The sequence below is a fragment of the Nonomuraea sp. NPDC003804 genome (genome assembly GCF_040610675.1).
In the GTDB taxonomy this organism is placed as follows: domain Bacteria; phylum Actinomycetota; class Actinomycetes; order Streptosporangiales; family Streptosporangiaceae; genus Nonomuraea.
The window spans coordinates 107,327-133,967 of the sequence record NZ_JBEXMT010000004.1 but is presented as its reverse complement, the minus strand read 5'-3'; the positions used below and the strand labels follow the sequence as shown (position 1 = coordinate 133,967).

The 26,641-nt window shown below is 71.9% G+C and carries 22 protein-coding genes; 11 read left to right on the top strand and 11 right to left on the bottom strand.

Translation table 11 applies throughout. The features are described 5' to 3' along the window. Positions 1-8 precede the first annotated feature (8 nt). The 3 genes from ABZX22_RS06830 (at position 9) to ABZX22_RS06820 (ending at position 4,076) form a co-directional block, all read left to right on the top strand. Positions 9-2,291 carry a tetratricopeptide repeat protein gene (locus ABZX22_RS06830; protein ID WP_354906626.1) on the top strand — a complete coding sequence of 761 codons (2,283 nt, stop codon included), beginning with the start codon at positions 9-11 and terminating at the stop codon, positions 2,289-2,291. Beyond that, the gene (locus ABZX22_RS06825; protein WP_354906625.1) at positions 2,292-3,050 is read left to right on the top strand and encodes a glucose 1-dehydrogenase; all 759 of its coding nucleotides are present in this window, start codon (positions 2,292-2,294) and stop codon (positions 3,048-3,050) included. 366 nt (positions 3,051-3,416) lie between these two features. Further along, positions 3,417-4,076: an HNH endonuclease family protein gene (locus ABZX22_RS06820; protein ID WP_354906624.1), complete on the top strand. Its 660-nt coding sequence runs from the start codon at positions 3,417-3,419 to the stop codon at positions 4,074-4,076. A 93-nt stretch (positions 4,077-4,169) separates the two neighbouring features. Here ABZX22_RS06820 and ABZX22_RS06815 read toward each other — a convergent pair whose 3' ends face one another. Beyond that, the gene (locus tag ABZX22_RS06815; RefSeq protein WP_354906623.1) at positions 4,170-6,074 is read right to left on the bottom strand and encodes a hypothetical protein; all 1,905 of its coding nucleotides are present in this window, start codon (positions 6,072-6,074) and stop codon (positions 4,170-4,172) included. A gap of 31 nt (positions 6,075-6,105) precedes the next feature. Next, positions 6,106-6,318 carry a DUF2277 family protein gene (locus ABZX22_RS06810; RefSeq protein ID WP_354906622.1) on the bottom strand — a complete coding sequence of 71 codons (213 nt, stop codon included), beginning with the start codon at positions 6,316-6,318 and terminating at the stop codon, positions 6,106-6,108. A gap of 74 nt (positions 6,319-6,392) precedes the next feature. Between ABZX22_RS06810 and ABZX22_RS06805 the strand changes: the two genes are divergently transcribed. Next, positions 6,393-7,286, top strand: a complete 894-nt coding sequence (locus tag ABZX22_RS06805) for an SPFH domain-containing protein (RefSeq protein ID WP_354906621.1) — start codon at positions 6,393-6,395, stop codon at positions 7,284-7,286. Positions 7,287-7,295: 9 nt separating this feature from the next. Here ABZX22_RS06805 and ABZX22_RS06800 read toward each other — a convergent pair whose 3' ends face one another. Genes ABZX22_RS06800 through aceB form a run of 5 tightly spaced genes read right to left on the bottom strand, consistent with a single transcriptional unit; the run spans position 7,296 to position 13,561 of the window. Further along, a complete protein-coding gene (locus ABZX22_RS06800) occupies positions 7,296-8,045 on the bottom strand; it encodes an IclR family transcriptional regulator (RefSeq protein ID WP_354906620.1) in 750 nt (249 codons plus the stop codon). Beyond that, entirely contained in the window at positions 8,042-9,298 is a 1,257-nt protein-coding gene (locus ABZX22_RS06795) for a heterodisulfide reductase-related iron-sulfur binding cluster (protein WP_354906619.1), read from the bottom strand. The genes ABZX22_RS06800 and ABZX22_RS06795 overlap by 4 nt, the downstream gene beginning before the upstream one ends. Positions 9,299-9,302: 4 nt before the next feature. Continuing rightward, positions 9,303-10,493: an FAD-binding oxidoreductase gene (locus ABZX22_RS06790; protein WP_354906618.1), complete on the bottom strand. Its 1,191-nt coding sequence runs from the start codon at positions 10,491-10,493 to the stop codon at positions 9,303-9,305. Next, a complete protein-coding gene (locus tag ABZX22_RS06785) occupies positions 10,493-11,935 on the bottom strand; it encodes an FAD-linked oxidase C-terminal domain-containing protein (RefSeq protein ID WP_354906617.1) in 1,443 nt (480 codons plus the stop codon). Before ABZX22_RS06785 ends, ABZX22_RS06790 begins: the two co-directional genes overlap by 1 nt. Positions 11,936-11,983: 48 nt before the next feature. After that, positions 11,984-13,561: a malate synthase A gene (aceB, locus tag ABZX22_RS06780; RefSeq protein ID WP_354906616.1), complete on the bottom strand. Its 1,578-nt coding sequence runs from the start codon at positions 13,559-13,561 to the stop codon at positions 11,984-11,986. A 132-nt stretch (positions 13,562-13,693) separates the two neighbouring features. On the opposite strand from aceB, the gene ABZX22_RS06775 reads away from it, so the two are divergent. From ABZX22_RS06775 to ABZX22_RS06760, 4 genes are all read left to right on the top strand, one after another. Beyond that, positions 13,694-14,392: a DUF4097 family beta strand repeat-containing protein gene (locus ABZX22_RS06775; protein WP_354906615.1), complete on the top strand. Its 699-nt coding sequence runs from the start codon at positions 13,694-13,696 to the stop codon at positions 14,390-14,392. Positions 14,393-14,509: 117 nt separating this feature from the next. Continuing rightward, positions 14,510-15,955, top strand: coding sequence for a GTPase HflX (gene hflX, locus ABZX22_RS06770; RefSeq protein WP_354906841.1), 1,446 nt, complete (start codon positions 14,510-14,512; stop codon positions 15,953-15,955). Between the two features lie 430 nt (positions 15,956-16,385). Further along, a complete protein-coding gene (gene hutI, locus ABZX22_RS06765; RefSeq protein WP_354906614.1) occupies positions 16,386-17,594 on the top strand; it encodes an imidazolonepropionase in 1,209 nt (402 codons plus the stop codon). Between the two features lie 13 nt (positions 17,595-17,607). Then, positions 17,608-18,426 (top strand): DegV family protein, encoded by an 819-nt coding sequence (locus ABZX22_RS06760; RefSeq protein ID WP_354906613.1) that lies wholly within the window; start codon positions 17,608-17,610, stop codon positions 18,424-18,426. A 750-nt stretch (positions 18,427-19,176) separates the two neighbouring features. On the opposite strand, the gene ABZX22_RS06755 is transcribed toward ABZX22_RS06760, so the two are convergent. Continuing rightward, entirely contained in the window at positions 19,177-19,431 is a 255-nt protein-coding gene (locus tag ABZX22_RS06755) for a hypothetical protein (protein ID WP_354906612.1), read from the bottom strand. A 495-nt stretch (positions 19,432-19,926) separates the two neighbouring features. Between ABZX22_RS06755 and ABZX22_RS06750 the strand changes: the two genes are divergently transcribed. Continuing rightward, positions 19,927-20,610: a ComEA family DNA-binding protein gene (locus ABZX22_RS06750; protein ID WP_354906611.1), complete on the top strand. Its 684-nt coding sequence runs from the start codon at positions 19,927-19,929 to the stop codon at positions 20,608-20,610. A 508-nt stretch (positions 20,611-21,118) separates the two neighbouring features. Here ABZX22_RS06750 and ABZX22_RS06745 read toward each other — a convergent pair. Next, complete coding sequence (locus tag ABZX22_RS06745) at positions 21,119-21,316, bottom strand: hypothetical protein (RefSeq protein WP_354906610.1); 198 nt, start codon at positions 21,314-21,316, stop codon at positions 21,119-21,121. 24 nt (positions 21,317-21,340) lie between these two features. Here ABZX22_RS06745 and ABZX22_RS06740 point away from each other — a divergent pair, with 24 nt between their 5' ends. Continuing rightward, complete coding sequence (locus ABZX22_RS06740) at positions 21,341-23,506, top strand: ComEC/Rec2 family competence protein (RefSeq protein WP_354906609.1); 2,166 nt, start codon at positions 21,341-21,343, stop codon at positions 23,504-23,506. A 13-nt stretch (positions 23,507-23,519) separates the two neighbouring features. On the opposite strand, the gene ABZX22_RS06735 is transcribed toward ABZX22_RS06740, so the two are convergent. Continuing rightward, positions 23,520-23,960 (bottom strand): nuclear transport factor 2 family protein, encoded by a 441-nt coding sequence (locus ABZX22_RS06735; protein ID WP_354906608.1) that lies wholly within the window; start codon positions 23,958-23,960, stop codon positions 23,520-23,522. Between the two features lie 497 nt (positions 23,961-24,457). Continuing rightward, complete coding sequence (locus ABZX22_RS06730; RefSeq protein WP_354906607.1) at positions 24,458-25,342, bottom strand: NmrA family NAD(P)-binding protein; 885 nt, start codon at positions 25,340-25,342, stop codon at positions 24,458-24,460. 70 nt (positions 25,343-25,412) lie between these two features. On the opposite strand from ABZX22_RS06730, the gene ABZX22_RS06725 reads away from it, so the two are divergent. After that, positions 25,413-26,351 (top strand): AraC family transcriptional regulator, encoded by a 939-nt coding sequence (locus ABZX22_RS06725; protein ID WP_354906606.1) that lies wholly within the window; start codon positions 25,413-25,415, stop codon positions 26,349-26,351. Positions 26,352-26,641 lie beyond the last annotated feature (290 nt).

The window sequence follows — 26,641 nt, the reverse complement described above, 5'->3', positions numbered from 1 at the left end:
GGCTGCCCATGGACGTGGACATCTGGGCCTGGGTCGGCGAAACCCAGCAGCAGCTTTCCGAGGCGGGTAACGCCCCGTTCGCCATGGCGCTGGGCGACCTGCCTGCTCAGGCCTACGAGGGTCGATACCCGCAGCTCGACGTGATGGCCCCGGCCATCGCGCAGCAGGCGGAGAGCCTCGGCCTGCCGTGGCTCGAGTTCTACGCCCGTTACTGGCATCTGGTCGGCCGCATCGGCGACAGGGCCCAGGGCGCGGTCGCCATCGACGACGCCGAGGCGCTGCGGGCGTTCGCCCAGCGCGAAGACGTGCGTGACTGCCCGTCGGCGCCCGCGGCCGTGGAGGCGTACGCGATCACCCTCGCCAACGCCGACGGCCCCGGCTACGCCGACGAGCGCCTTGCCGCCCTCGGCCCGGCCATCGAGGCGGTCGAGCCGACCGACCCCGCCTACTCGGGCCTGATCACGCAGTACGTCGCGGCGCTGACCGACGCCGGCCGGGCCGACGAGGCCGTCGCCTACGCCGAGGCCGCCATCCAGCGCCTCGGCGCGGTCAGCCGCGAGGCCGGCTGGGAGCTCGGGGCCGAGAGCTCGCGCGCGCTGCTGGCCGCGGGCCGCGCCGACGACGCGCTGGCCGCCATCCAGTCCGCCGCCGACTTCAAGCCCGACGACCCGGTCGCCAAGCCCCACCGCGAGGGCGTGCGCCGTGCGCTGATCCTCGCGACGCTGGGGCGCACCACCGAGGCCGTCGACGCGCTGCCCGACCTCGACGTCGTCGGCAACCACCCGCGCGACTTCGTCGAGTGGGCGCAGGCCGTCGCCAAGCTGGCCGGCTCGGCGCAGATCACCAACACCTGGCAGCTCGGGCGCGTGCTCCGCCAGTGGATCGACTACTTCGGCATGATGGGCGGCTACCGCGCCCGCGTCGAGCTGGCCCTGGTGGCCGGCGACCTCGCCGTCGACAGGAAGGGCGTCTGGCAGGCCGAGCTGCTGGCCGACCTGGCCGAGCAGGCCTCGGCCGAGCTGCGCGCGGCCGAGGACGTGACCGAGCGGGTCGCCGCCCTGCGCGCCGCCGCCGCGGCCACCACGCCGCCCGAGGCCACGAGCCCGCTGGAGGAGCGCGTCGCCTACTTCGACGCCGCCGACGGCATCAACGCCAACCCCGAGGAGTGGGTCGGCTGGCTGGCCCCGCTGTCCGGCACCGACATCGAGGCCACTCGCCGGCACACCACCACGCTCGGCTTCCTGGGCTACCCCGCCACCGGCGCCGACATCTACTGGAAGATGCTCGTCGACACCGGCGGGGCGGCCACCGCCGACCCGCAGGACGTCGACTTCCTGACCAACCTGCTCGTCGAGGCCCGCCAGGACGAGCGGCTGGAGCAGATGGCCGAGCTGCTGCCGGGCAAGCTCAAGCACCTCGCGCTCGCCAGGCTCCACATCGCCCGCGAGCGGTGGGAGCCGGCCGTCGCCGAGGCCGAGCAGGCGCTGGCCGCGGGTGCCGGCATCGAGGCGCGGCGCGCGCTGGCGGGCGCCAGCCAGCAGCTCGACCAGGACGCCAAGGGCGCCCAGGTGCTGCGCGAGGCCCTCGACACCGACGACATCACCGACGAGGACGTCTGGCGCATGATCGTCATGGCGACCTCGGCCGAAGACTGGGAGACCGTCCGCGTCGGCGCCAAGAAGATCGGCATGCCGGTCAAGTCGGCCGAGGGCCCGATCGAGGAGGAGCTGGGCCTGGTCAGGATCATCCTGCCGGCGCCCGACGGCGGCCAGCGCCAGGTGCTGTCCATCCGCACCGGTCCGGCCACCGCGCGGCTCGCCCTGCCGCAGCCGCGCGGCATGGAGTACAACGCGGGCGACCTGGTCGTCTTCGACCCGCAGCTGCTCGAGCCGGTTCCCGACGACCCGCAGGAGCAGCAGAACTTCGTGCCCCCGTTCGCGGCGGTCCGCATGCTCCGTCCCGGCGGCTACACCAGCTACTTCTTCGACGGCGCCGCGCCGAGCGAGGAGGACTGGGCCGAGTTCACCGAGGTCATGGCCGAGCGCGGCTGGCCGATGTGGGTCTACAGCGACGAGACCTACCAGGTCACCCACCCGACGACCGGCGAGCAGCTGCCCGGCGTGTTCGGCTGGGTCGCGGTGCCGCCCAACGTGTCGGCGGTCGAGGTCGACGCCCTCCTCGACGACGCCACCGAGCGGTGGGTCCACCCGCTGGCCTGGCTCGACCTGGCCAGGGAGGTCGACGTCGAGGTGGAGCGCCACGAGCGGATCGTGAAGGAGTACGGACTCTAGATGCTCGACAGGTTCAGCCTGCGCGGGAAGGTCGCGATCGTCACCGGTGCCTCCTCGGGGCTGGGCGTGGCCTTCGCGCGGGGGCTGGCCGAGGCGGGCGCCGACATCGTGATCGGCGCCCGTCGCAAGGACCGGCTGGAGGAGACGCGACGGCTGGTCGAGCAGACCGGGCGGCGGTGCGTGGCCGTACCGACCGACGTGACCGTCGTCGCCGACTGCGACGCGCTGGTCGAGGCCGCCATGTCCGCGTTCGGCGCCGTCGACGTCCTGGTCAACAACGCCGGCATCGGTACGGCGGTGCCCGCCACGCGGGAGACGCCCGAGCAGTTCCGCCAGGTCGTCGACATCAACCTGCACGGCACCTACTGGATGGCGCAGGCCTGTGGCCGGGTCATGCGTCCCGGCTCGTCGATCATCAACGTCGGCAGCATCCTCGGCGAGACGACCGCGGGCCTGCCGCAGGCCGCCTACAGCGCCTCGAAGGCGGCGGTCGTCGGGCTGACCCGCGACCTGGCCCAGCAGTGGACGGGCCGCAAGGGCATCAGGGTCAACTGCCTGGAGCCCGGCTTCTTCCACTCGGAGATGACCGAGGCGTACCCGCCCGGCTACGTGGAGGCGATGCTGGAGGCGCGCGTGCCGATGAAGCGGGTGGGCGAGGCCGCCGAGCTGGTCGCCGCGGCTGTCTTCCTGGCCAGCGACGCCGCCTCCTACGTCACCGGCGTGGTGCTGCCGGTCGACGGGGGTCTGCTCATCACCTGACCGAGCCGGGACTGCCCGCCCAGCCCGGTCGGCCCCTGGGCCTGCTCAATTGACCATGCGCCGGGGCGGAGTGGTCAGGGGGCGGCTTGGAGTCGGACGTGCAGGTCGGCGGGGGTCCGCTCGCCGTGCGGATCGGTGACCGCGGTCACGGTCAGGCCGGCCGCTGATCGCCTGGTAGTTGCGGGGCAGGTTCAGGGTCTCCATGCGCTGGTGAAACACGGTGGTGGCGATGCCTTGCTCGGCTGCCCGGTGCCGGAGGCGCCGCAGCATGTCCGCTGAGGAGTCGCGTCGGGGATCTCCCTGCGTTTGATACCTGACTGACCAGATAGTCGAGGTCTTGACCGCTTTAATCCTAGAATTTTACGAATGAAGCGGATGTTGGCGGTTGTGCTGGCCTCGACGGCGATGGTGACGGGGTGCGGCACGTTGGCCGACGTCGACACCGAACCCCAGAAGGCCGCCTCGGGCGACGTCGCCCAGGCGCGCAAGGACCTCGACAAGCTCGAGGTCAAGGGACGGGCGCCGAAGACCGGATTCGAGCGGGAGAAGTTCGGTCCCGCGTGGGCGGACGTCGACCACAACGGGTGCGACACCCGCAACGACATCCTCAAGCGGGACCTGCGCGAGGAGACGTTCAAGCCGGGCACGCACGACTGCATCGTGCTCACGGGCGTCCTCGACGACCCCTACTCGGGCAAGAAGATCACGTTCAGGCGCGGCCAGGACACCAGCTCCGAGGTGCAGATCGACCACCTGATCCCGCTGTCGGACGCCTGGCAGAAGGGCGCGCAGCAGTGGTCGAAGGACAAGCGCAAGGAGTTCGCCAACGACCCGCTGAACCTGCTGGCCGTCGACGGTCCGCTCAACGGCCAGAAGAGCGACGCCGACGCGGCGACGTGGCTGCCGCCGCGCAAGGCCTACCGGTGCGCGTACATCGTCCGGCAGATCCAGGTCAAGAGGAAGTACGCGCTGTGGGCGACCGCGGCGGAGAAGGCCGCGATGAAGGACATCCTGTCCGCCTGCTGACCGCCGGGCGGGGCCGGACCCGACGCGCCGGGCCGGCTGGGACCTGACGTGCCGGGCCGGCTGGGACCTGACGCGCCGGGCGGGGCCGGACCGTCATGCCGTCTCGGCGCTGAGGGCCTGCTTGGTCAGCCTCGCCTGCTGCCTGATCTGGCCCAGCACGACGGGGTTGACGCCCTTCGCCGCGAACCTGGACACCATGTCGTCCATCAGCCCGAACGCCCGATCGAGGTCGCCCCTGCGTGCCACGGCGCGGGCCAGGCGGCGCGTCACCATGTTGAGGGTGATGTTGTCGATCGTCGCCTCCCTGGTCACCGCGCCGAGCAGCGCGATGCTCTCGGCCGTGTCGGGCGGGCGCACGTGCAGCTTCTTGTCCGCGCCGACGTCCTTGAACTCGCGTTCGGCGTTCAGACCCTTGACCATCCGGGCGTAGACGGCCAGCGGGTGGTCGCCGTACCTGTCGATGACCTCCTCCAGCGCCTGGTTGCCCGAGCGCAGCGCGGGGGAGTCGGAGCCGAGCAGCGAGAACAGCTTGCCCTGCTCCTCGCCCAGCATCAGCTCGCCCACCTGGTGGTCGTCGGTGGTGACCGGATGCCGCACCCGCACCAGGCAGGCGGCCGAGACGATGCGCGAGCCGTCGGCGCCGACGTACTGCCCGCGCACCTGGTAGTCGCCGGGCTGCTGGAAGTAGTGCCCGTCGCGGCCGTGGCCGATGTAGGCGCTGCGGTACATCGCCGGGTTGCCGGCGTCCAGCCGGATCTGCGGTGAGTCGTCCACGCAGTGGCGCATCATCGGGTGGTACAGGACCGTCCTGCCCGACGGCTGCGTGATGGCGATCTGGGTGAACTCGGTGTCGGGATGCAGGTGGCCGTGCGTGGTGCGCGGCTCGTCCGTGGCCGACAGCTTGAGCTCGACGACGACCGGCTCGCCGAAGCCGAAGGACTCCTTCGCCCGCACCTCCAGCCGCAACCCCGAGCGGTCGGCCACCGGCTGCTCGAACGGGTCGATCTCGGCGGCGCCCGTGCCGAACGCGTTGGCGCCCATGGCCACGTCGCGGAAGAAGCCGTGGCGCAGGTGGATCAGCTCGGCGTCGGTGAACTGGAACGGGAAGGCCTGCCAGTAGGCGCGCTCGCCGCCGGGCACGTAGTTCTGCACGTAGTTCATCCACGACAGGTCGCCGAAGCCGCCGTGCGGGCCGAGCGGCTGGGGCGGGCGGGCCAGGTTCTTCTGCCAGGAGTGCAGCAGGTTGAAGGCGTGGCCGAGCTCGTGCACGTAGGTGCGCAGCTGGGCGCGCTGCGCCTGCGGCGAGTCGCCCTTGATCGCGTCGTGGAAGACGGCCGCGCCCTGGCGTTGGCAGGCGTCGTTGTAGTCGAACATGATGCCGCGGAAGCCGCCGACGTGCCTGCTCGCCACCAGTAGCCACACCCGCCAGGCGGCCTCGTCGCCGAACGAGGCGAACTGCCGGGTCATCGCGTTGTGCAGCTCGGCGTCGTCCCACGCCAGATCCTCGCCGGCGCCGTCCACGGGGATGACGCCCGGCTCGGCGACGCGCAGCTCCACGCCCGCCTCGGTGTACGCCTCCGCCACGCTCAGCACCCGCCGGCCCGACGGGGTCGGCAGCGAGCCCGTGTCGTAGGACACGAACGGCACCGCCCCCGCCACCGAGTCCTGCTCCAGCAGCACGCTCCTGAAGTACGGCGAGACACGCTCGAGCGGGTAGGTCCTGCCCGCGACCGTCGCGGTGGCCGCCTCGGCGGTGACGGTGACCGTCACGTGCCGGTCGGGAGCTGTGAAGGTGAAGGCGCCCTGCCCCTCGATCCTGTCACCCTGCCGGGTGGTGGGGTGCACGACGAACGAGCCCTGGTAGGCGGTCGTCGCGCCGGTCGTGGTGAACAGGTCACCGCTGAGCCGTCCCGTCGGTCGCGCTCCGTCGACGTCGACCCTCAGGTCGAGCTGGGACTCGCGGTCGTGGCCGCGATACAGGCCGCTGATGGGGGGCATACGAGGAACATTCCCCCGCCCGGTGCGGCTGTCAATGGGCGCCGCGCACCCGCAGGCTCGCCAGCAGCTCCTCGGAGGCCTTGGTGACGGCCTCGACGGCGGCCTCGAAGGCCGCGGCGTTGTGGGCGGCGGGCGCGCGGAAGCCGGAGATCTTCCTGACGTACTGCAGCGCGGCGGCGCGCACGTCCTCCTCGGTGACGTCCTCCGTGTACGGCGGGCGCAGCGTCTTGATGCTTCTACACATGACTCGCACGCTACCTTCCCCGACCGACGTTCTCGGGGCCGGATCGTGAGCACGGCCCGCTAGTATCTCGCCGCGTGAGAAAGGGACTGTTAATCGCCGCAGTGGGCGCCGCGCTCGTCGCCCTGATCGTCGTCGCCACCGGCTTCTCCCGTGTCAGCACCGAACCCGACGAGGTCGTGCTCCACTACGCGGGCGGCACCTTCGAGGCGATCAAGTTCGAGCGCTGCATCAACCCCTCCAGCGGCGCCACCTGGCTCGGCCCTGGTGACACCGACTACCACTACCCCTTCGGCCAGCGGACCTTCGACTTCTCCGGATCGGACGAGGCGGAGTCCGGCGGGATCAGCATCGTGTCGAAGGACAACGTCGAGATGAAGGTCTCGGGCTCGGCGACCTTCACGCTCAACACCGACTGCAAGGTCCTCCAGCAGTTCCACGAGAAGATCGGCCGCAAGTTCGGCGCCTACTTCGACGACGGGGAGTCGCGCGGCTGGACCAAGATGCTCAACTTCTACTTCAAGCAGCCGCTCGACCGGGCGATGGACGCCGCCTCGCAGGAGTTCGAGTGGAAGAAGCTGTTCAACGACCCCACGGTCAAGCAGCAGTGGGAGCAGCGGGTCGGCCAGCTGGCCCGGCAGTTCATCAAGGAGACCGCGGGCGCGGAGTACTTCTGCCAGCCCAACTACGCGGGTGCCGGCGACTGCGGTGACGTGGTGCTGACCATCCAGAAGCCGCAGCCGCCGGACACCCTCATCAACGCCCTGGCCGCCGAGCAGGCCGCCAAGCAGCAGAACCTGGCCCAGCAGCAGATCAACGCCAAGGTGAAGACCGAGCTGGAGTCGATCCAGGACCTGGTCAGGGTGCTCGGGCCGAACGGCGCGATCCTGTGGAAGGCCATCCAGGACGGCAAGGTCGACGTGGTGCCCGTGCCGCAGAACGGCACGATCAACATCACGCCGAAGCGCTGAGGAGGGACCTCACCAGCCGTTGGAGGAGCCCAGCTCGCGGCCGAAGTCGAGGGCGATCTTCCGCATGCCCTCGGCCAGCTCGTCGCGGTCGAGGGCCTCGATGCGCTCGGCGGGGCCCGAGACCGACATGGCGGCCACCACGCGGGCCCCGTCGTTCACCGGCACCGCCAGGCAGTGCACGCCGAGCTCCTCCTCCCCGAGGTCCATGGCGTAGCCCCGGTCCCTGACCGTGGCCAGCTCGGCGCGCATCGCCCCGGCGTCGGTGATGGTGTTCGCCGTGCGCCTGGGCATGCCGGTCCGCTCGAAGACGGCCATGGCCTCGCCGTCCGGGCGGTCGGCCAGCAGCACCTTGCCCACGGCCGTGCTGTGCGGCAGCACCCGCCTGCCCACTTCGGCGAACATGCGCAGCCGGCGCGGGGAGGGGACCTGCGCGACGTAGACGATGAAGTCGCCCTCCAGGACGGCGAGGTTGGCGGTCTCGCCGGACAGCTCGACCATCTTGGCCAGGTACGGCTGCGCCCACACCCCCACCATGCGCTCGGCCACCCCGCCCAGCCGTACCAGCGCGCCGCCCAGGGCGTACCTGCGGTCCGACTCCTGCCGCACGTACCCGCGGACCAGCAGCGTCTGCAGCAGCCGGTGGATCGTCCCGTACGGCAGGCCGGTGCGGGCGGCGATCTCCGACAGGCCCGCTTCGCCGCCGTGCGCGGCCAGCGCCTCCAGGACGTCCAGCGCCCGGTCGACCGACTGCACGCTCACGCGCGCCTCCCTGCGGGAGCGCCGAGGACCGAGGGCGACACGCCGCGAAGGGAGGCGTCCAGCACCTCGGCCGTGTGCGCCACCCTGATCTGCTCGCCGCGCCGCCGCATCGCCGCCGCGATCTGCATCGTGCAGCCCGGGTTGGCCGACACCAGCAGCTCGGCTCCCGTCGAGCGCACCCGGGCCGCCTTCCTGTCGCCGAGGTCGCGCGCCGCCGCGGGCTGGAAGATGTTGTAGGTCCCCGCCGACCCGCAGCACAGGTCCGACTCGGGGATCTCCCGCAGCGACAGTTCGGGGATGCCGCGCAGCAGTTCCCGCGGCTGCCTCCTGATCCCCTGGGCGTGCGCCAGGTGGCAGGCGTCGTGGTAGGCCACGGTCACCGGCAGCGGATGCCGCTTGGCCACCGGCCCGAGCTCGGCCAGCCATTCGGCCAGGTCGACCGTCCTGATCGCGCGTGCCCTGGCGGCCCACTCCGGCCGGTCGCCGAGCAGCTCCGCGTACTCCTTCATCGACGAGCCGCAGCCCGCCGCGTTCACCACCACCGTGTCCACCCCGGCCCGCTCGAACATCCTGATCGTCCGCCTGGCGAAGCGCCTGGCCTGGTCCGGGCGCCCGGAGTGCACGCTCAGCGCGCCGCAGCACCCCTGGCGCGGCGGGATCACCACGTCGCACCCCTCCAGCGCCAGCACCCGCGCGGTGGCCGCGTTGACCTGGGGGAAGAACTCGCCCTGCACGCAGCCGGTCAGCATCCCGACCACCGCCCTGCGCGGCCCGACGGCCGTGACGCGGCGCGGCAGCCGCTGCCGCCTGACCGGCGGCGGCGCGAGGGCGACCATCGCGCCCAGGCTCGGATGCGCCCTGTCCAGCAGCGGCTGCAGCCGCCTGGCGAGGCCGAGCGTCGGCCGCAGCGCGCGCAGCCTGCGGGGGTAGGGGAACAGGCCGAACACGAGCCCGCGCACCGCCCGCTCCTGCGGGTCGCGCACGTGCTCGCGCTCCACCACGGCGCGGGTCCGCTCGATCAGCCTGTCGTACTGGACGCCGGAGGGGCACGCGGTCACGCACGCCATGCAGCCCAGGCAGGCGTCGAAGTGGCCCGCCATGGCCGGGGTGAGGGCGGTGCCCTCGACGTGCTGGCCCATCAGGTGGATCCGGCCGCGGGGCGAGTCCATCTCCTCGCCCCACAGCACGTAGGTCGGGCACGTCGGCAGGCAGAACCCGCAGTGCACGCAATCCTTGATCAGCTCGGGGTCCATCCGCTCAGATCCCTCCCACGAACCTGCCGGGAGACATCCTGCGCCCGGGATCGAAACGTTCCTTCACGCGGCGCATCAGCGGCAGCGCGCTGATCTCACCCCACCGGTCCAGGTCCTGGCCCTGGTACGGCGGCGCGGCCAGCACCGTGACCCTGCCGCCGCACGTCCCCAGCCGCTCCCGCAGCGCCGCCACGGCCGCGGCCAGCCGCTCGCCGCCACCGAGCCACAGGGCCCCCGAGGCCAGCGAGCCGCGAGCCGTCGCGCCGAGACCGAGTGTCGCGCTCAGCACCTCGTCGGCGCGCGAGGCCGGGAAACGCACTTCCAGCAGCACCTCGTCGTCGGGCAGCGCACCCCACCACGACGGGGCGCGGTCCTCGACCACGGCCGTGCCGCCGGAGGTCGCGCCGTCGACCAGGGCCGCGACGGCCCGCGCGCGGGGCTCGGCCGCGGTGCCCTCCACCAGGACCGCCAGCTCGGCCGCCGCCTCGTCGCCCGCCCGGTCGACCTCGATGGCCGCCGGCTCGGCCTGGGCGGCGGCCAGGGACCGGAGGAGATCGGCGCCCTGTCCGGCACGCGGGGCGGGGAAGCGGACCCAGCGCCGCTCGGCGGCGACCGGGTGGAGCCGGAAGGTCGCCTCGGCGATCACGCCGAGCGTGCCGTAGGAGCCGGTGAAGAGCTTGCCGAGGTCGTAGCCGGCGACGTTCTTGACCACCTTGCCGCCCGAGTGGGCGACGGTGCCGTCGGCCAGCACGACGGTGATGCCGATGAGCAGGTCGCGGGCGGTGCCGTACCGGAAGGCGCGGGGCCCGGCCGTCGCGGTGGCGAGGGTGCCGCCCACGGTGGCGCCCGCCACCGGGACGTCGAGCGCCAGCTCCTGACCCCGCGCGGCGAGGACGTCGGCGAGCGCGTCCATGGTGACGCCCGCCTGCGCCTTCGCCACCAGGTCGCCGGAGGCGTGCTCGACCACCCGGTTGAGACAGCAGGTGTCGAGCAGCACGTCGCACCGCTCGGGCGGCGGCCCCCAGTGCAGCTTGGAGCCCCCGCCGACGGGCACGACCGCGAGGTCGTCCGCGGCGGCCGCCTTCAGGACGGCGGCGACCTCCTCGGTCGTCTCGGGCAGCGCGACCCAGCGCGGGCGTACGCCCGCCACCTCGTCGCCGGGGTCCGCCTGCCTGACGGTGACCCCGCTCGGCATCACCACTGCTCCGCCTTTCCCGACTCGACCAGCGGGTGCACGCCCTTGCGCACGCCCGGCACCTCCCCGCACAGGCGCGGCGTGGGGAACACCTTGCCCGGGTTCGACAGCCCGCGCGGGTCGAAGGCGCACCTGACGAGCTGCATGGTGTCGAGGTCCTCCGGCGAGAACATCCGCGGCATGTACCTGGCCTTGTCGACGCCGACGCCGTGCTCGCCGGTGATCGAGCCGCCGTGCTCGATGCACAGGTCGAGGATCCGGCCCGAGACGATCTCGGCCCGCTCGCCCGCCCCGGGCTCGGCGTCGTCGAACAGCACCAGCGGGTGCAGGTTGCCGTCTCCGGCGTGGAAGACGTTGGCGACCTTGATGCCGTGCTCGCGGGAGAGCCTGTCGATGCCGGCCAGCACCTCGGGCAGCGCCGTGCGCGGCACCACCCCGTCCTGCACGATGTAGGCGGGGCTGATGCGCCCGACGGCGGCGAACGCCGACCTGCGGCCCTTCCAGATGGCCGCCCGCTCCTCGGGCCCCGCGGCCACCCGCAGCTCGAAGGCGCCCGAACAGATCTTCTCCAGCTGTTCGAACTGCCTGTCGACCTCCACCTGCGGCCCGTCCAGCTCCACGATCAGCACCGCGCCCGCGCCCTCCGGGTAGCGGCAGGCCACGGCGGCCTCGGCGGCGGCGATGGCCAGCGCGTCCATCATCTCGATGGCGGCCGGCACGATGCCCGCCGCGATGATCGCCGAGACGGCCTCCCCGCCGCGCTCGATGCCGTCGAAGGCGGCCAGCACCGTGGTCACGGTCTCGGGGGCGCGGCTGAGCCGTACGGTGACCTTGGTCGTGATCCCCAGCGTGCCCTCCGAGCCGATGAATGCGCCGAGCAGGTCGTAGCCGGGGTCGCGGCGGTCCAGCACCACGATGTCGCCGTCGGGCGTGACGATCTCGCAGGCCTCGACGTGGTTGACGGTGAAGCCGTACTTCAGGCAGTGCGCGCCGCCGGAGTTCTCCGCCACGTTGCCGCCGATCGAGCAGATCTGCTGGCTGGAGGGGTCGGGCGCGTAGTAGTAGCCATGGTCGCGGACGGCCTCCGTGATCGCCAGGTTCGTCACGCCCGGCTCCACGACCGCCCGGCGGTTGGGCAGGTCGATCTCGAGGATGGCGCGCATCCTCGAGGTGACGATCAGCACGCCGTCGGTGCGGGGGAGCGCGCCGCCGGACAGGCCGGTGCCCGAGCCGCGCGCTACGAACGGCACGCCGTGCTCGTTGCACAGCCTGACCACCGCCGCGATCTGCTCGGCGCTTTCGGGCAGGACGACGACGCCGGGCATGGCCCGGTGATAGGTGAGGCCGTCGCACTCGTAGGTGCGCAGCCGCACCGGGTCGGTGATCACCGAGTCCGCGGGCAGCAGCGCGCGCAGGTCCTCGGTGAGCGCGGTCGAGATCATGGTCACCTCCCCGGGACCGGTCGCCGACGCCGGCCCCGATGCAGAAAGCTACGGCATGCGGGCATAAGCGGGGAGAGTGAGGAACTCGGCGAAGTCGTCGTCGAGCGCGACCTCCTTGAACAGCGCCTCCGCCTGGCCGTACAGGTGCTCGTCGTAGCCGGGCTCGGCGGCGATCTTGGCGAGCTCCTCCGCGATGATCCGCTCGACCAGCTCCTTGGTCACCGGCTGTCCGGTGTCGGCGAGCGTGATGCCGTTGTGGATCCACTGCCAGATCTGCGAGCGGGAGATCTCCGCGGTGGCGGCGTCCTCCATGAGGTTGTGGATCGCGACCGCGCCGAGCCCGCCCATCCAGGCGGCCAGGTAGCGCAGGGCGACGTCGACGTTGTTGCGCAGGCCGTTCTCGGTGATGTCGCCGGGAGTGGCGGAGACGTTGAGCAGGTCGGCGGCCGAGACCTCGACGTCCTCGCGCAGCCTGTCGAGCTGGTTGGGGCGGTCGCCGAGCACCGCGGTGAAGACCTCGCGGCAGATCGGCACCAGGTCGGGGTGGGCCACCCACGAACCGTCGAAGCCGTCGCCGGACTCCCGCGTCTTGTCGGCCCTGACCTTGTCCAGCGCCACGGCGTTGACCTCGGCGTCCCTGCGGCTGGGGATGAAGGCCGCCATGCCGCCGATGGCGTGGGCGCCGCGCTTGTGGCAGGTGCGCACGAGCAGTTCGGTGTAGGCGCGCATGAACGGGGCGGTCATCGTCACGGCGTTGCGCTCGGGCAGCAGGAACTCCCGGCCCCTGGTGCGGAACTTCTTGATGACGCTGAACAGGTAGTCCCAGCGTCCGGCGTTGAGTCCGGCGGAGTGGTCGCGCAGCTCGTAGAGGATCTCCTCCATCTCGAAGGCCGCCGGACAGGTCTCGATCAGGACGGTCGCCCTGATGGTGCCGTTGTCCAGGCCGAGGGCGCGCTGGGCGTGCACGAAGACGTCGTTCCAGAGGCGGGCCTCCAGGTGCGACTCCATCTTCGGCAGGTAGAAGTACGGCCCCTTGCCCTTGGCCAGCTGCCTGGAGGCGCAGTGGAAGAAGTACAGGCCGAAGTCGAACAGCGAGGCCGAGACCTGCTGCCCGTCGACCAGGGCGTGCTTCTCGTCGAGGTGCCAGCCGCGCGGCCGCACCACGATCGTGGCCAGTTCCGCGTCGGGCTTGAGGGCGTAGCTCTTGCCGCCGGTCTCGAAGTCGATCGTGCGGTCGAGCGCGTCGCGCAGGTTGAGCTGCCCGCTGACGCAGTTGTCCCAGAGCGGGGAGTTGGCGTCCTCGAAGTCGGCCAGCCACACCTTGGCGCCGGAGTTGAGGGCGTTGATGGTCATCTTGCGGTCGACCGGCCCGGTGATCTCGACCCTGCGGTCCTCCAGGCCGGGGGCGGGCGGCGCGACCCGCCACTCGCCCTCCCTGACCTGCTTGGTCTCGGGCAGGAAGTCGAGCGTGCCGCCGGCCGCCAGCTCGGCCTGCCTGGCCTGCCGCGCCTCGAGGAGCTCCAGGCGCCTCGCGTCGAACTTCCGGTGGAGCTCCGCCACGAAGGCCAGCGCCTCCGGCGTGAGGATCTCCTCGAACCGGTCGTGCATGGGGCCGGTGATCTCCATAGGAGCCTCTTTCCGCATTGTGGAAAACAAGTTCTGGATTATGGAAGTGACGCTACTTCACAGGGTTGGTCCGGGACAAGGTAAGGGCGATCCCCGATGCTGCCTTTCCCATCGCCGGAGCAGCATGGAGACATGAGGACGAAAGGCCTGGTGGCCCTGGGTGCGCTGGTGTTGGCCACGACCGCGTTGACCGGCTGCGGCAGTGGATTCATGGCGATGAGCGGGCCCGCCGACGAGAAGACCGAGACCTACGAGGTGAAAGACAAGGTCGCGGTTCTGGACGTGATGAGCGGCGCCGGCGACATCGTGATCAACGAGACCGGCAGGACCGGGATCAAGGTCACCGAGAAGCAGCACTGGCGAGACCACGAGCCCGAGACCACGCACGAGGTGAAGGGCGACACCCTTGAACTGCGCTACGACTGCGCGCGCGGCGACAGCTGCTGGGTGGACTACACGATCGAGGTGCCGAAGGGCCTGCGGATCGCGGCCGAGGCCGGGTCGGGCGACGTCACGATGCGTTCCCTGACGGGCGAGGTCGAGGCCAAGGCGGGCTCGGGCACGATCGACGCCAACAACCTCGGCGGCAAGCGCGTCCTCGCGGAGACCGGCTCGGGCGGCGTCGAGCTGAGGTTCACCAACCCGCCCGACAGCGTCGAGGCGCAGGCCGGCTCCGGCGACGTCACGCTCTACCTGCCCAACGTCCCCTACGACGTCGTCACCGAGGTCGGTTCCGGCGACGCCCAGGTGAAGGTGACCGACGACTCGAGCTCGCCGCGCAAGGTCAGCGTCCGCACGGGCTCGGGCGACGCGCGCGTCCTGCCTCGTTGACCAGCCTTGCAGTCTCGTCGACGTCGGCCTGCCTCGTCAGTTAACCAGGTGACTGACCGGCCGGCCGTCGGGGATGATTCTGAGACGTCCGAACGTTGCCTTCTAGAGATGACACGAATGCACAACGACTCCCGTACTCGCTACACGCGTGACTCCGCCGCCACCTTCGCCACCGACGACGTCGAGGTCGGCGAGCTGGATCTGGAAGAGCGCCATGCGCTCCGCCGTGTGGCGGGCCTGTCCACCGAACTCCAGGACGTCACCGAGGTCGAGTACCGCCAGCTACGGCTGGAGCGGGTCGTCCTCGTGGGCGTGTGGACCTCAGGCACCGCGGCCGAGGCGGACAACTCGCTCCTGGAGCTCAAGCTCCTGGCCGAGACCGCCGGCTCGGAGGTCCTCGAGGGCCTCATCCAGCGGCGGCAGAGCCCCGACCCGGCCACCTACATCGGCTCGGGCAAGGCGCTCGAGCTGCGCGACGTGGTCGAGGCGACCGGCGCCGACACCGTGATCTGCGACGGCGAGCTGAGCCCCGGCCAGCTCCGCCAGCTCGAGGAAGTGGTGAAGGTCAAGGTCATCGACCGCACGGCGCTGATCCTCGACATCTTCGCCCAGCACGCCAAGAGCCGCGAGGGTAAGGCCCAGGTCGAGCTGGCCCAGCTGCAGTACCTGCTGCCGCGCCTGCGCGGCTGGGGCGGCAACCTGTCCAGGCAGGTCGGCGGTCGCGCCGCCGGCGGCGTGGGCATCGGCGGTCGCGGTCCCGGTGAGACCAAGATCGAGCTGGACCGGCGCCGCATCCGCGAGCGCATGGCCAAGCTCCGCCGCCAGATCGCCGGCATGTCCACCGCGCGCGAGACCATGCGCGCGCACCGCTCGGGCCGCGAGGTCCCGGCCGTCGCCATCGCCGGCTACACCAACGCGGGCAAGTCCTCGCTGCTCAACCGCGTCACCGGCGCCGGCGTGCTGGTCGAGGACGCGCTGTTCGCCACCCTCGACCCGACCGTGCGCAGGGCGCGCACGCCGGAGGGCAGGCTGTTCACGATCGCCGACACCGTCGGTTTCGTCCGGCTGCTGCCGACCCAGCTGGTCGAGGCGTTCCGCTCCACGCTGGAGGAGGTCGCCGACGCCGACCTGATCCTCCACGTCGTCGACGGCTCGCACCCCGACCCGGAGGGCCAGCTCAGCGCGGTCCGCCAGGTCTTCTCCGAGATCGACGGCGCGCTCGACGTGCCCGAGATCGTGGTGATCAACAAAGCCGACGCCGCCGACCAGGACGTGCTCGACAGGCTGGTCAGGGCCGAGCGCAACAGCGTCGTCGTCTCCGCCCGCACGGGCGAGGGGATCGGCGAGCTGACGGCCATGATCGAGAGTCAGCTGCCGGTGCTCGACCACGAGGTGTTCCTGCTCGTGCCGTACGGCAGGGGGGACCTGATCTCCCGCGCGCACACGGAGGGTGAGGTGATCTCCGTCGAGCACGTGGGCGACGGCACCGTCCTCCACGCTCGCGTGCCGTCGAGCCTCCTGCACGAACTGGTGGAGGTCGGCAAGCCCGTCGAACGGGTCTGAGCTGCGAGAATCGCGCGGGGATTCCCCGCGCGATTCTCACATTCTCGGGCAAAACCACGGTGGTCCTTGAACGTTTGGATTGCTACCATAAGTCAAGCCTTACCGACACTGATGGCGCGGGTATCGAGATGGCTGCTGCGAGTGATGTCACCTGCGGGGGCCGAAAGGGACGGACGGGGCCGAGCTGCTCCAAGAGGCGCAGACGCCGTTGTGATGCGCGGGCTTTCTTCCGAATAACCCTGTACAGCAAGCCGACCTGTGAAATAACGTAACTGAACTGAAATCGCCGGATCATGAGCCCGGCGACCGGTCACCGCACGATCGCTGCGGATGAGAGCAGGAGACCCCCGATGTCGGCCGGACCCGGAGCGGACTCAGTGGGCGCGGTAGCCGCCGCTCGCTCTCCGCTGCCTGTGTGCGGGGTGGTGCGATGACCGTTCGGCTGCTCACCAACATCGGCCGCATGTGGACGGGCAACGACGTCATCAGCAATGCGGCCCTCCTCGTTCACAACGACCGCATCGCCTGGGTGGGCCGTGCGGCCGACCTCCCGCAGAGCGTCCCCGGCGTCGTCGACGACATCGTCGACGTCGACCAGGTCGAGAACCTCAGCGGAGCGCTCGTCACCCCCGGCCTGATCGACGCGCACACCCACCCCGTCTACGCCGGCAACCGCTACGCCGAGATGGCCATGCGCTCCAGCGGCTCCTCCGCCTCGGCGATCAACGCGGCGGGCGGGGGCATCGGCTCCACCGTCACCGTGACCCGCGGCACCGACCCGTGGACGCTGTGCAACGGCGTGCGCGAGCGGCTGCGCTCCTGGCTGCTCAGCGGCACCACCACCGTCGAGGCCAAGACCGGCTACCACCTCACCCGCGACGGCGAGCTGGCCGACGTGCGGCTCCTGCGCGAGCTGGAGAAGGAACCGATGATGCCGCGCGTGCACGTCACCTTCCTGGCCGCGCACGTCGTGCCGCCCGAATACTTCGGCCGCCAGCGCGACTACGTCGAGGCCGTGGGCGCGTGGTGCGCCGACGCGGCCGCGGCCGGCGCCGACAGCGTCGACGTCTACTGCGACGAGGGCCACTTCACCACCGAGGAGTCGCGCTGGGTGCTGGCCTCGGGCCGCAACGTCGGGCTGCTGCCGCGCGTCCACGCCGGCGCCTTCAGCCGCCGCGGCGCCGTCCAGCTGGCCGCCGAGCTCGGCTGCGCCTCCGCCGACCTGCTCCACCACACCTCCGACGAGGACATCGCGGTCCTGTCCCGCTACGGCGTGCCCGCCGTGCTCTGCCCCGCCACCGCGATGCAGCGCGGCAGCCTCCCGCCGGTCCGCCGCATGATCTCCCAGGGCGTCACCATCGCGCTCGGCAGCGACCACAACCCCGGCCACTGCGGCATCACCTCCATGTCGCTGGTCATCAGCCTGGCCGTGGCGGCGTTCGGCATGAGCGTCGGCGACGCGCTGCGGGCGGCCACGCTCGGCGGGGCCACCGTGCTCGGCGCCCCCGACAGGGGCGTGCTGGCGCCCGGACGGCTGGCCGACATCGTGCAGTGGGACGCCGACCACGAGGGCGCCTTCGCCTGGTCCTTCGGGCTGAAGCCGCGCCGGGTCTGGCGGGGCGGCACGCCGGTCCAGTAGCTACTCTCTGGGTATGCCGCCCCCCGTCGCGATCGTCACCGACTCCACGGCCTACCTGCCCGCCGTTCCGCCCGGGGTGACGGTGGTGCCGCTCCAGGTGATCGTGGGCGGCCGGCCGTACGACGAGGGCACGCAGACCGGCATCGGCGAGTGGACCCCAGTGACCACCTCCCGGCCCGCGCCCCACCGTTTCGCCGCCGCCTACGCGGCGGCCTTCACCGCCGGCGCCCCCGGGGTCGTCTCCGTGCACCTGTCCGGCGACCTGTCCGGTACGGCCGAGGCGGCCAGGCTCGCCGCCGCCGAGGCCGCAGGGCCGGTCCAGGTGGTCGACAGCAGGTCCATCGCCATGGGGCTGGGCTTCCCCGTCCTGGCCGCGGCCAGGGCCGCCGCGGCGGGGCAGCCCCTCGACGAGGTCGCGCAGGTGGCCGCCAGGTCGGCCGCGCGCACCCAGACGTACTTCTACGTCGACACGCTGGAGTACCTGCGCCGCGGCGGACGCATCGGAGCCGCGGCCACACTGGTCGGCTCGGCGCTGGCGATCAAACCGCTGCTGCACCTGCAGGGCGGCCGGATCGTGCCGCTGGAGAAGGTCCGGACGGCGGCGCGCGCCATCGCCCGACTGGAGGACCTGGCGGTGCAGACGGCCGGGACCGAGCCGGTGGACGTGGCCGTCCAGCACCTGTCGGCCCAGGGACGCGCGGAGGCGCTGGCCGAGCGGCTGACGAAGCGGTTGCAGCGGCTGGTACGGATGAGCGTGGTCGAGGTGGGAGCGGTGATCGGGGTCCACGTGGGGCCGGGCGCACTGGGCATCACGGTGTCGCCCACCTCGTGACCCGAGGCGTCTCGGCCTGGTTGCGCCGGGGTTTTCTGGTTTGTGACACGGGTGTGTGGCGGCGTTGGGCGGTTCGGCCGGGTTGTGTCCAGCCGCCCCGCCGTCTGACCCGGCGGCACAGCGGCGTTCGTCTTCTCGACCTGCGTTTCCAGACATCCCGCCGTCTGATCCGGAGCCCGCGGGCGTTCGGCGTCTCGGCCTGGTCGTCCACAGGCGTCTCGACTCACTGACCGTGTTGTCCACAGAACCAGGTTCGGTGAGCGGCTTGAGGGCGTGCCGGGCCTACCTTCTCGAGTTGTGCGGAACTCGGAGGAGAACGTGGAGCGGGCAGTGGCCGCACGCCGGCTACGGCGGGCCACCTCGATGCCCTCCTCCGGCATGCGCGTCCCTCAGAGCCGCGCGGGAAACGCGCTACCCTCAGCCGGCATCCCACCCACCCCTTCGGACCCTTCGGGCTCTCGTCGGGCGGCGGGCCTCGCCCTGCCTTCCTCTGCCGCTTTCGACTCCAGCTCCGGCGTTGTGGCGTCCACCGAATCCATCGGCCCCAGGGGCGATGTCCTGCTACACCCGGGTGCCTTCGCGCCGCCCGCGCCTGGCGATGTCCTGGCCTCTGCCTCTGTCCCAGGCCGGACACCTGGCGACGCTCTGCCCTCAGCGGCCCCCCTTGCCCCTCACCGAGCAACGAACGACACCGAGCCGATCGCTGCCCCCTTCGGCCGCCACCGAGCACCCATAGACGCCGATCTGACCTCAGCCTTCTCGGAGCCGGGCGAAGCACGCGATGACGCCGGGCCGCTTCCTGCCGTCGGTGGGCACCCTCGGGCAGCGGGTGACGCGTTGCCCGCCGTCGGCCTCCACCGCGCGGTGGGAGATGCCGGTCTGGCCTCGGCCGCCTTCGACGCGCGCGGGACGCGTGGCGATGTCAGGCCGCTTCCTGCCCCCGTCGATCACCACCGGCCAGCGCGAGTCGCCGATCTGACCACGGTGTCCGTCAACCCGCGCCAATCGGGCGGCGTTGTCGAGTCGATCGCTGTCCCCTTTGGCCGCCGGCGGACAGCCGGCGATATTGACCTAGCCGGGGTCTCCATCGACCAGCGCGCGGCAGACCGGGATGGTGAGTCAACCGCCACCTTCGCCTCCCACCGGAAGCCGTTTGATGCCCAACTCGCCGCACATGGCATCCCAGCCACCCCTGGTCTCGACCACGCGAGCGGCGACGACCGGCACTACTTGCACCCCGCGGTCTTCTCGCTCTCAGCACCGGACGGCCACCTCTCAGTACCGGACGGCCGCCTCTCAGCACCGGACGACAACCCGCTTCCACGGGAGAAGCCGGCCGATGCCCGGGTGCACCCCTACGACCGCCGAGTCGTCCGCCGGCCAAGCGGCAGAACACCGGATGACCTCACCATCCCCGCCCCCGAGGGGCCCGACGAGTTCCTTCACCCACCCGCCACCGTCGACCGCGGACACCACAACGACCGGGATCCCGCCCCACGAATGGTCCAGACCGACTCTGACAGCATCTCCCCGCCCGTCCCGTCCTCCTTCGCCGCCTTCCGCGCCGCCGTCACCGCGCAGGCACCCGCCCTCGACCCCGGGCGTCCGGGCCTGCGCGTCCTCCTCGTTCTCGGTCTCCTCGCCGCCGTCGCCGGCGGGATCTACGCCTGGCGTTCCAGCCCCACCCCGGAACCCCTCGCCGCCCCACCCCCGATCAGCGGCTCCGCCGCGCCCCCGGCCGCCGTCGTCAGCCCCACGCCCACCTCGTCGGTCCTGGTCCACGTCACGGGCAAGGTACGTAAGCCCGGTGTCTATACCCTCCCCGGCGGCTCGCGTGTCGCCGACGCCGTCGAGGCGGCGGGCGGCGCACGTACCGACACCGCTACCGCGTCGGTCAACCTCGCCAGACGCCTGGTCGACGGCGAACAGATCGTCGTCGGCGCCCCAGGCAGCGTCAGCCAGGGCGGCACGGTCGCCGCCCCACCCGGCTCGGACCTGCTCGACCTGAACACCGCCACCCCCGACCAGTTGGAGCAGTTACCAGGAGTGGGCGAGGTGCTCGCCGCCAGGATCGCCGAGTTCCGTGCGACTCACGGCGGATTCCGCAGCGTCGACCAGCTGCAGGAGGTAACCGGCATCGGCGAGAGAAAGTACGCCGACTTGAAGGACAAGGTCCGTGTCTGACGCCGTTCGGGCGGCCCGGAGGTGACGAAACGACATGCCGCCATCGAAATGGACCGCGCTGTGGTCGCCAGTCCAGAGCGCTCAAAACGGCCAGCCGGCAAGGAGGCCCCATGAAGATTCAGCCCCCCAGCCAGAGGACCCCCGTCCTGAAAGGTCAGCCACCTTCTCGGCGGTCCTGGTCCCGCCCGCGCTCGCCTCCTGGGCGACCGCACTGGTCCTCTTGGGCTGCCCCGCACCGGTGGGCTGGGCCTGCGCGGTGGCCGCCGCGCTGGGCGCCGCGGCGATTCCTCTCACCCTTGCCTTCCTGCGCACCCGCCGGCGTCCGCACCTCGACGACGTCGCCAGGATCGAGGACGCACAACACCCCCGCATTGGCCAGTCAGAGGGCGCACAGCGTCAGCCCCTTGCCTCGCCAGGCCTCCGAGAACACCCACTTCTGGGTCCGCCAGAGGGCGCACAGCGTCAGCCCCTTGCCTCGCCAGAGCTCCTACAACACCGGCCTCTGGGTTCACCACAGGGCGTACAGCATCAACCCCTTGGTTTGCCGGAGCATGGACCACACCCACCTCTCGGTCCGGCAGAGGGTGCACAGCATCAACGCCTTGGTCCGCCAGTTCAGCGCCATGTCGGCGATCAGCACACCCTCTTCACCCTCGCCCGGCAACTCTGGACGCGCCGGGCCCGCCAGCCGGCGAACCACCGCCACAGGAAGGACCCCCAGCGCATCTGGATGAATGTCGCCATCGCCGTCCTCGGCTGCGTCGCCGCCACCAGTGCCGGCGTCGCCTTCCGGGTGCACGCCGTCACCACCGGCCCGGTGGCCGAGCTCGCCGCGAAGGAGGCGACCGTCCACGCCGACATCGTGCTCACCGGTGATCCCCGCGTGCGACGCGCCAAAGCCGCCTTCCACGGCGACAGTGTGGTGGTCGAGGCCACGATCGAATCCCTCGACACCCCGGCAGGACGGCTCGCCGTCCACAGCCCTGTCGTGGTGTTCGGATCGGGCGGCGCGTGGCGGCCGCTTCTGCCCAGCCAGCGCCTGCGCGTGACGGGCAGGCTGGGCACCGCCGAACCGGGCGAGCTGGTCGGCGCGGTGCTGCTCGTCCGGGGCCCGCCGGTGGTCCTGTCCGCGCCATCGGCCCTGCAGACAGTGGCCGGTGACCTGCGTGCGGGCCTGCGACGTGCGACGGACGTGCTGCCGCCCGACCAGCGTGGCCTGCTTCCCGGGCTCGTCGTGGGTGACGAGTCGCGCATGGACCCGAACGTCAGCGCCGACTTCAAGGACGCCGGGCTCAGCCACCTGACCGCTGTCAGCGGAGCCAATCTCGCGATCATGTCGGGCGCCGTGGTGGCGCTGTCCCGGCTCGCCGGGATGCCGCTTGCCGTACGGGCGGGGCTGGCGGCGATCGCCATGCTCGCGTTCGCGGTCGTGGCCCGCCCTTCGCCGAGCGTGTTGCGGGCGCTGCTGATGGGGCTGGTCGGAGCGATCGCCCTGGGCACCGGTCGCGCGCGGGACGGCGTCGCGGCGCTGGCGGGCACCGTGCTGCTGTTGATCATGTTCGATCCCGGTCTGGCCCGCGAGTACGGCTTCGCGCTGTCGGTCTGCGCCACGGGCGGCATCCTGCTGCTCGCCCCCCGCTGGCGAGACCGGCTGTCGGTCAGGATGCCGCGCTGGGTCGCCGAGGCCGTGGCCGTACCGGCGGCGGCGCAGGCGGCGGTGACCCCCGTGCTGGTGCTCATGGCCGGGCAGGTGCAGCTGGCCGCGGTTCCGGCCAACCTGCTGGCGGGGCCCGCGGTGGCACCGGCGACCGTGATCGGGTTCGCGGCGGCGCTGGTGGCGCCCGTCTCGATGGAGTTGGCGCGGCTCCTCGTGCTCCCCGCGGGCTACGCGGTCGGCTGGATCATCGCCGTGGCCGAGCACGCCGCCCGGCTTCCACTGGCCGAACTGCCGTGGCCGGGCGGCCTCGCCGGTCTGCTGCTGCTCGGTGGGGCCGCCGCGGTGGCGATACCGCTGCTGCGGCGCGCGGGGACGCGCAGCATCGTCCTGGTCATGGGTACGGCGGGCCTGGCCGCCGTGCTCGTGGCCGGGCCGGTGATCGCCCCGTGGCCGCCGCCGGGCTGGCTGTTCGTGGCATGCGACGTCGGGCAGGGCGACGCCCTCGCGGTCGCCGCGGGCCAGGGACGAGCCGTCGTCATCGACACCGGACCTGATCCCACCCTGGTCGACCGCTGCCTGCGCGACCTGGCGGTCCGGGAGATACCGCTCCTCATCCTCACCCATCCGCACCGCGACCACGTCGGCGGTCTCGACGGCGTCTTCAGGTCGGGACGGCGCGTCGGCGCGGTCATCGTCAGCCCCGGTCGCGCTCCGGTCGGCGAGTCCGCCCGCATCTCGAGGGACCTCAGCAGGCGCCGCATCCCCGAATGGGTCGCGGCACCGGGCGCCCGCTGGCGGTTCGGTCCCTCCGAGCTGAACGTGCTCGGCCCCGCTCCTGGCTCCCTGCCCAGCGGGCCGGGCGAAGGGAGCGTGATCAACAACGAGAGCGTGGTTCTCCTCGTGCGCTGGGCGGCGGGCTCCATGCTGCTCAGCGGTGACGTCGAGACGGAGGCGCAGGTGCAGCTGCTGCGAGCGGGACTGCCGCGCGCCGACCTCATCAAGGTCCCCCACCACGGTTCGGTACGGCAGGACCCTCGCTTCCTCGCGGCCATCGGGGCGAGGGCGGCGTTGATCAGCGTGGGGTCGGACAACGGGTACGGGCATCCGTCCCCGCGCACGGTGGGGTTGCTGCATCGGCTCGGCATGCGTGTCCACCGGACCGACCAGTCGGGCGCCCTGGCGGTCATCGACCAGTCGGGCCGCCTCGCGGTGGTGTCCAAGGGGCGGCCCGATGGATGACCTGCGGCTTCTGCTAGATCCAGGTCTCGTGGAGGTGCCGCCAGCGCAGGCCGTGAGGAGCGGCGGCGTCACGGACGAGGACCACGGTGGCACGGCGGTCGCGCGGATCGGGTCCGAGGTGGTGCTCGTCGTAGGTGGCGACCACCACGGTCCCGGCGTCGGCCACCACCGTGACGTTCCGGATCTCGATCGTGAGGGCGGGCGCGGCGCCGTGCGCGGGTTCGATCACGGCCAGCAGGTGAGGCATGGTCAGCGTCTCACTGTCCGGGGTGACGAAGGTGAAGTCGGGTGTGTGGGCGGAGGCGAAGGCGTCGAGGTCGGTGCGCGGGCCACGTCCGGTGAGCCAGCGTTCGATGACCTCGTGATGGCGCTCGACCTCGGCTCTGGCCGCCTCCAGGGTCGCTTCCAGACGGAGTGCGGAGGAGGCGGGGTCCGGGGTCGTGTCGGATTCCATACTGGTCTCGGCTTTCGCGGTAGTGGGTCGGTTGATCTTCATGAGTCGGTCGGCCGTCGCGGTAGGACCGCTGTTGGGCAGGTTGGTCAGCAAAAGGAGCAGGCAGGGGCCACAGGACGGGGGACGTGGTCAGCAGGACTGCGGGCGTCCCTGGGGCGGCGTCTCGAAACATGGGGTTCCGGAGTGCGACGTACTGAAGCGCAGCGCGCACCGGCGGCCGCGGCCGGTCGGCCGGTAGGTCGAGCCGGTCGGGCAGGCCGTCGAGCGCGCGCCGCCAGTAGGCGTCCCCGGCCGCCTCCACACCCGTCTTGGTCTCCGCGCAGGGCGGTTGCATGTGCCTGCCGTACTCAGGAGTGGGGCGGCCGGACGTTCCCGCAGCCGTGGGTGGCAGTGCGCGGCGGTCTCCTCCTCCGCCGACCCAGTGACAAGGAGCGCAGCGGTCTCATCCTCCGCATACCCGGTGACAACCCGTCGAAGAGAGCGGGAGGGAGCCGCGGTCAGAGGGCGAGGTCGTGCCAGGGGCGGGCGGCGATCCAGTCGTGGAGCCGGGTGAGGCGGATGTCGAGGGCGGCTTCGAGTTCGGCGGGGTTGAGGCCGTAGACGTCGCCGTCGTTCTCCGCGACCCAGCGGTAGGTCCCGGCGACGCCTTTCGCGGTGGATGCTCCGAGCGCGTGGGTCAGGGCCTTCTCGAACTCGTCGACGTCCTGGGCGACGAACCGGACGGGACGGCCGAGGACCGTGGCGAAGGCGGCGGCGAGCATCGGCCCGGTCACCACGTCGGGGCCTCCGATGTCGAGGGAGAGGGCGGACGGGGTGGTCAGTGGTTGGGTGAGGGCGGCGACGGTGGCGGTGGCGAGGTCGTCGTGGCAGAGCCAGGCGACTCGGGCATGAACGGGCAGCGGGTAGCGCAGTTCGCCCTCGTGGACGAGTGGCCCCGCCACCCACGGCGCGCACAGGTTGTCCAGGTACACCGGCGGGCGCAGCACCACGGTGGGCACCCCGCTCGCCGCCAGGGTCGCCGCCGCCGTCCGGCGCGTCTCGAAGGCCGCCACCGTCGTCGGCTCGGAAGGGATGCGGGTGCCGGTGTTCAGGACCAGTCGGCGCACGCCCGCCTCGGCCGCCGCCGTGGCGATGTTGCGCACATACAAGTCCACGACCGGGGCTGAGTACACCATGGGCAGCATCACGCTGGCGTGCGTCACCCCGTCGAACGCGGCCCGTACGGCGGAGGCGTCGGCGAGGTCGCCGATCACTGGCTTCACGTCGTCGGGCAGGCCCGCGCCCGTTCTGGTAAGCCCGATCACCGAATGTCCCGAACCGACGAGACGTCGAGCCACCGCGCCGCCCTGGGCCCCGCTGGCACCGATCACGAGAATGTTCATGCCGTCCAGCCTGCTGATCACTGTGGCTACGATCGATAAAGGCAAGTCTTCAAAGCTTTAAGGATCGTCCGTGAATGAGGATCTGCTGAGCGAGCTGCTGACGCCGCTGCGGCTGCACGGCGTCTTCCACAGCCGGTGGTCGGCGCGCGCCCCGTGGGGGATCGCCGGCGAGCGCGAGCACTGCGCGCTGCTCCACTACGTCCAGGAGGGCGAGTGCACGGTGGAGATGCCTGAACTGCCCGAGCCGGTACGGCTGCGCGCGGGCGACCTGGCCGTCTTCCCGCATGGCGCCGCCCATCGCCTGGCTGATCGGCCTGGCAGCGCGACCGTGCCGCTCGCCGCGGTGCTGCCCCAGCGGGAGCCCGGCGGTGCCCGCACGGTGGAGATCGACGGTCCCGGCGCCGCCACGACGATGCTGTGCGGCGGCCTGCACTACGACGGGGCCGCCGCCGCACCGCTGTACCAGGCGCTGCCACCGGTGCTCGTCCTGGACAGGAAGCTGCTCGAAAGCCAGCCGCTGCTGTCGGGCACACTCGACCTCCTGGCGGCGGAGTGGCAGGGCGGTGAGCCCGGCGGGGTGCTGGTGGCGTTGCGGGCGTTCGAGCTCGTGTTCGTGCTGGCGCTGCGGGTGGCGTTGCGCGATCTCGACAAGCCGGTGCTCCATGCTCTGCGGCATCCGGGGATCAGCCGGGCGCTGCTGGCCGTGCAGACGAGGTTCGCCGAGCCGTGGACTCTGGCGTCGCTGGCGGGGGAGGCGGGGCTGTCACGATCGGCGTTCGCGGCGAGCTTCCGTGAGCTGGTGGGGGAGGCACCGATGCGGCATCTGATGGCGCGCCGGATGCAGGAGGCCTCCCGGCTGCTGAAGGAGTCGGCGTTGCCGCAGAGCCGGATCGCCGAGCGGGTCGGCTATCGGTCGGAAGTGGGCTTCCACCTGGCCTTTCGTCAGTGGTGCGGGCAGACGCCGGGGGAGTACAGGCGTTCGGGAGGGGCGCGGCCGGTCGCGCGCTGACCGTGGCCAGGCAGCGGTCCGGCGGCGGCGGTCCGGTGGCGGAGGCGGGCGTGGCGGCGGTGGCGGGCGTGGTTGGGCTCGGGTCGGCTTGGTGGTGGAGGCGGTTGGCGACTGGTGGCGGAGACCTGCGTGGCGGTGGTGGGCGCGGCTTCGGGCTTGGGTCGGCTCGGCGGTGGAGGCGGTTGGCGATCGGTGGTTCGGCGGTGTGGGTCGGGGAGGTGCGGAGTGGGTGCGGGAGCCTCCTGGACTGGTGTCGCTCGTTGGTGGAGGGGCGGATGGGGATGGAATGG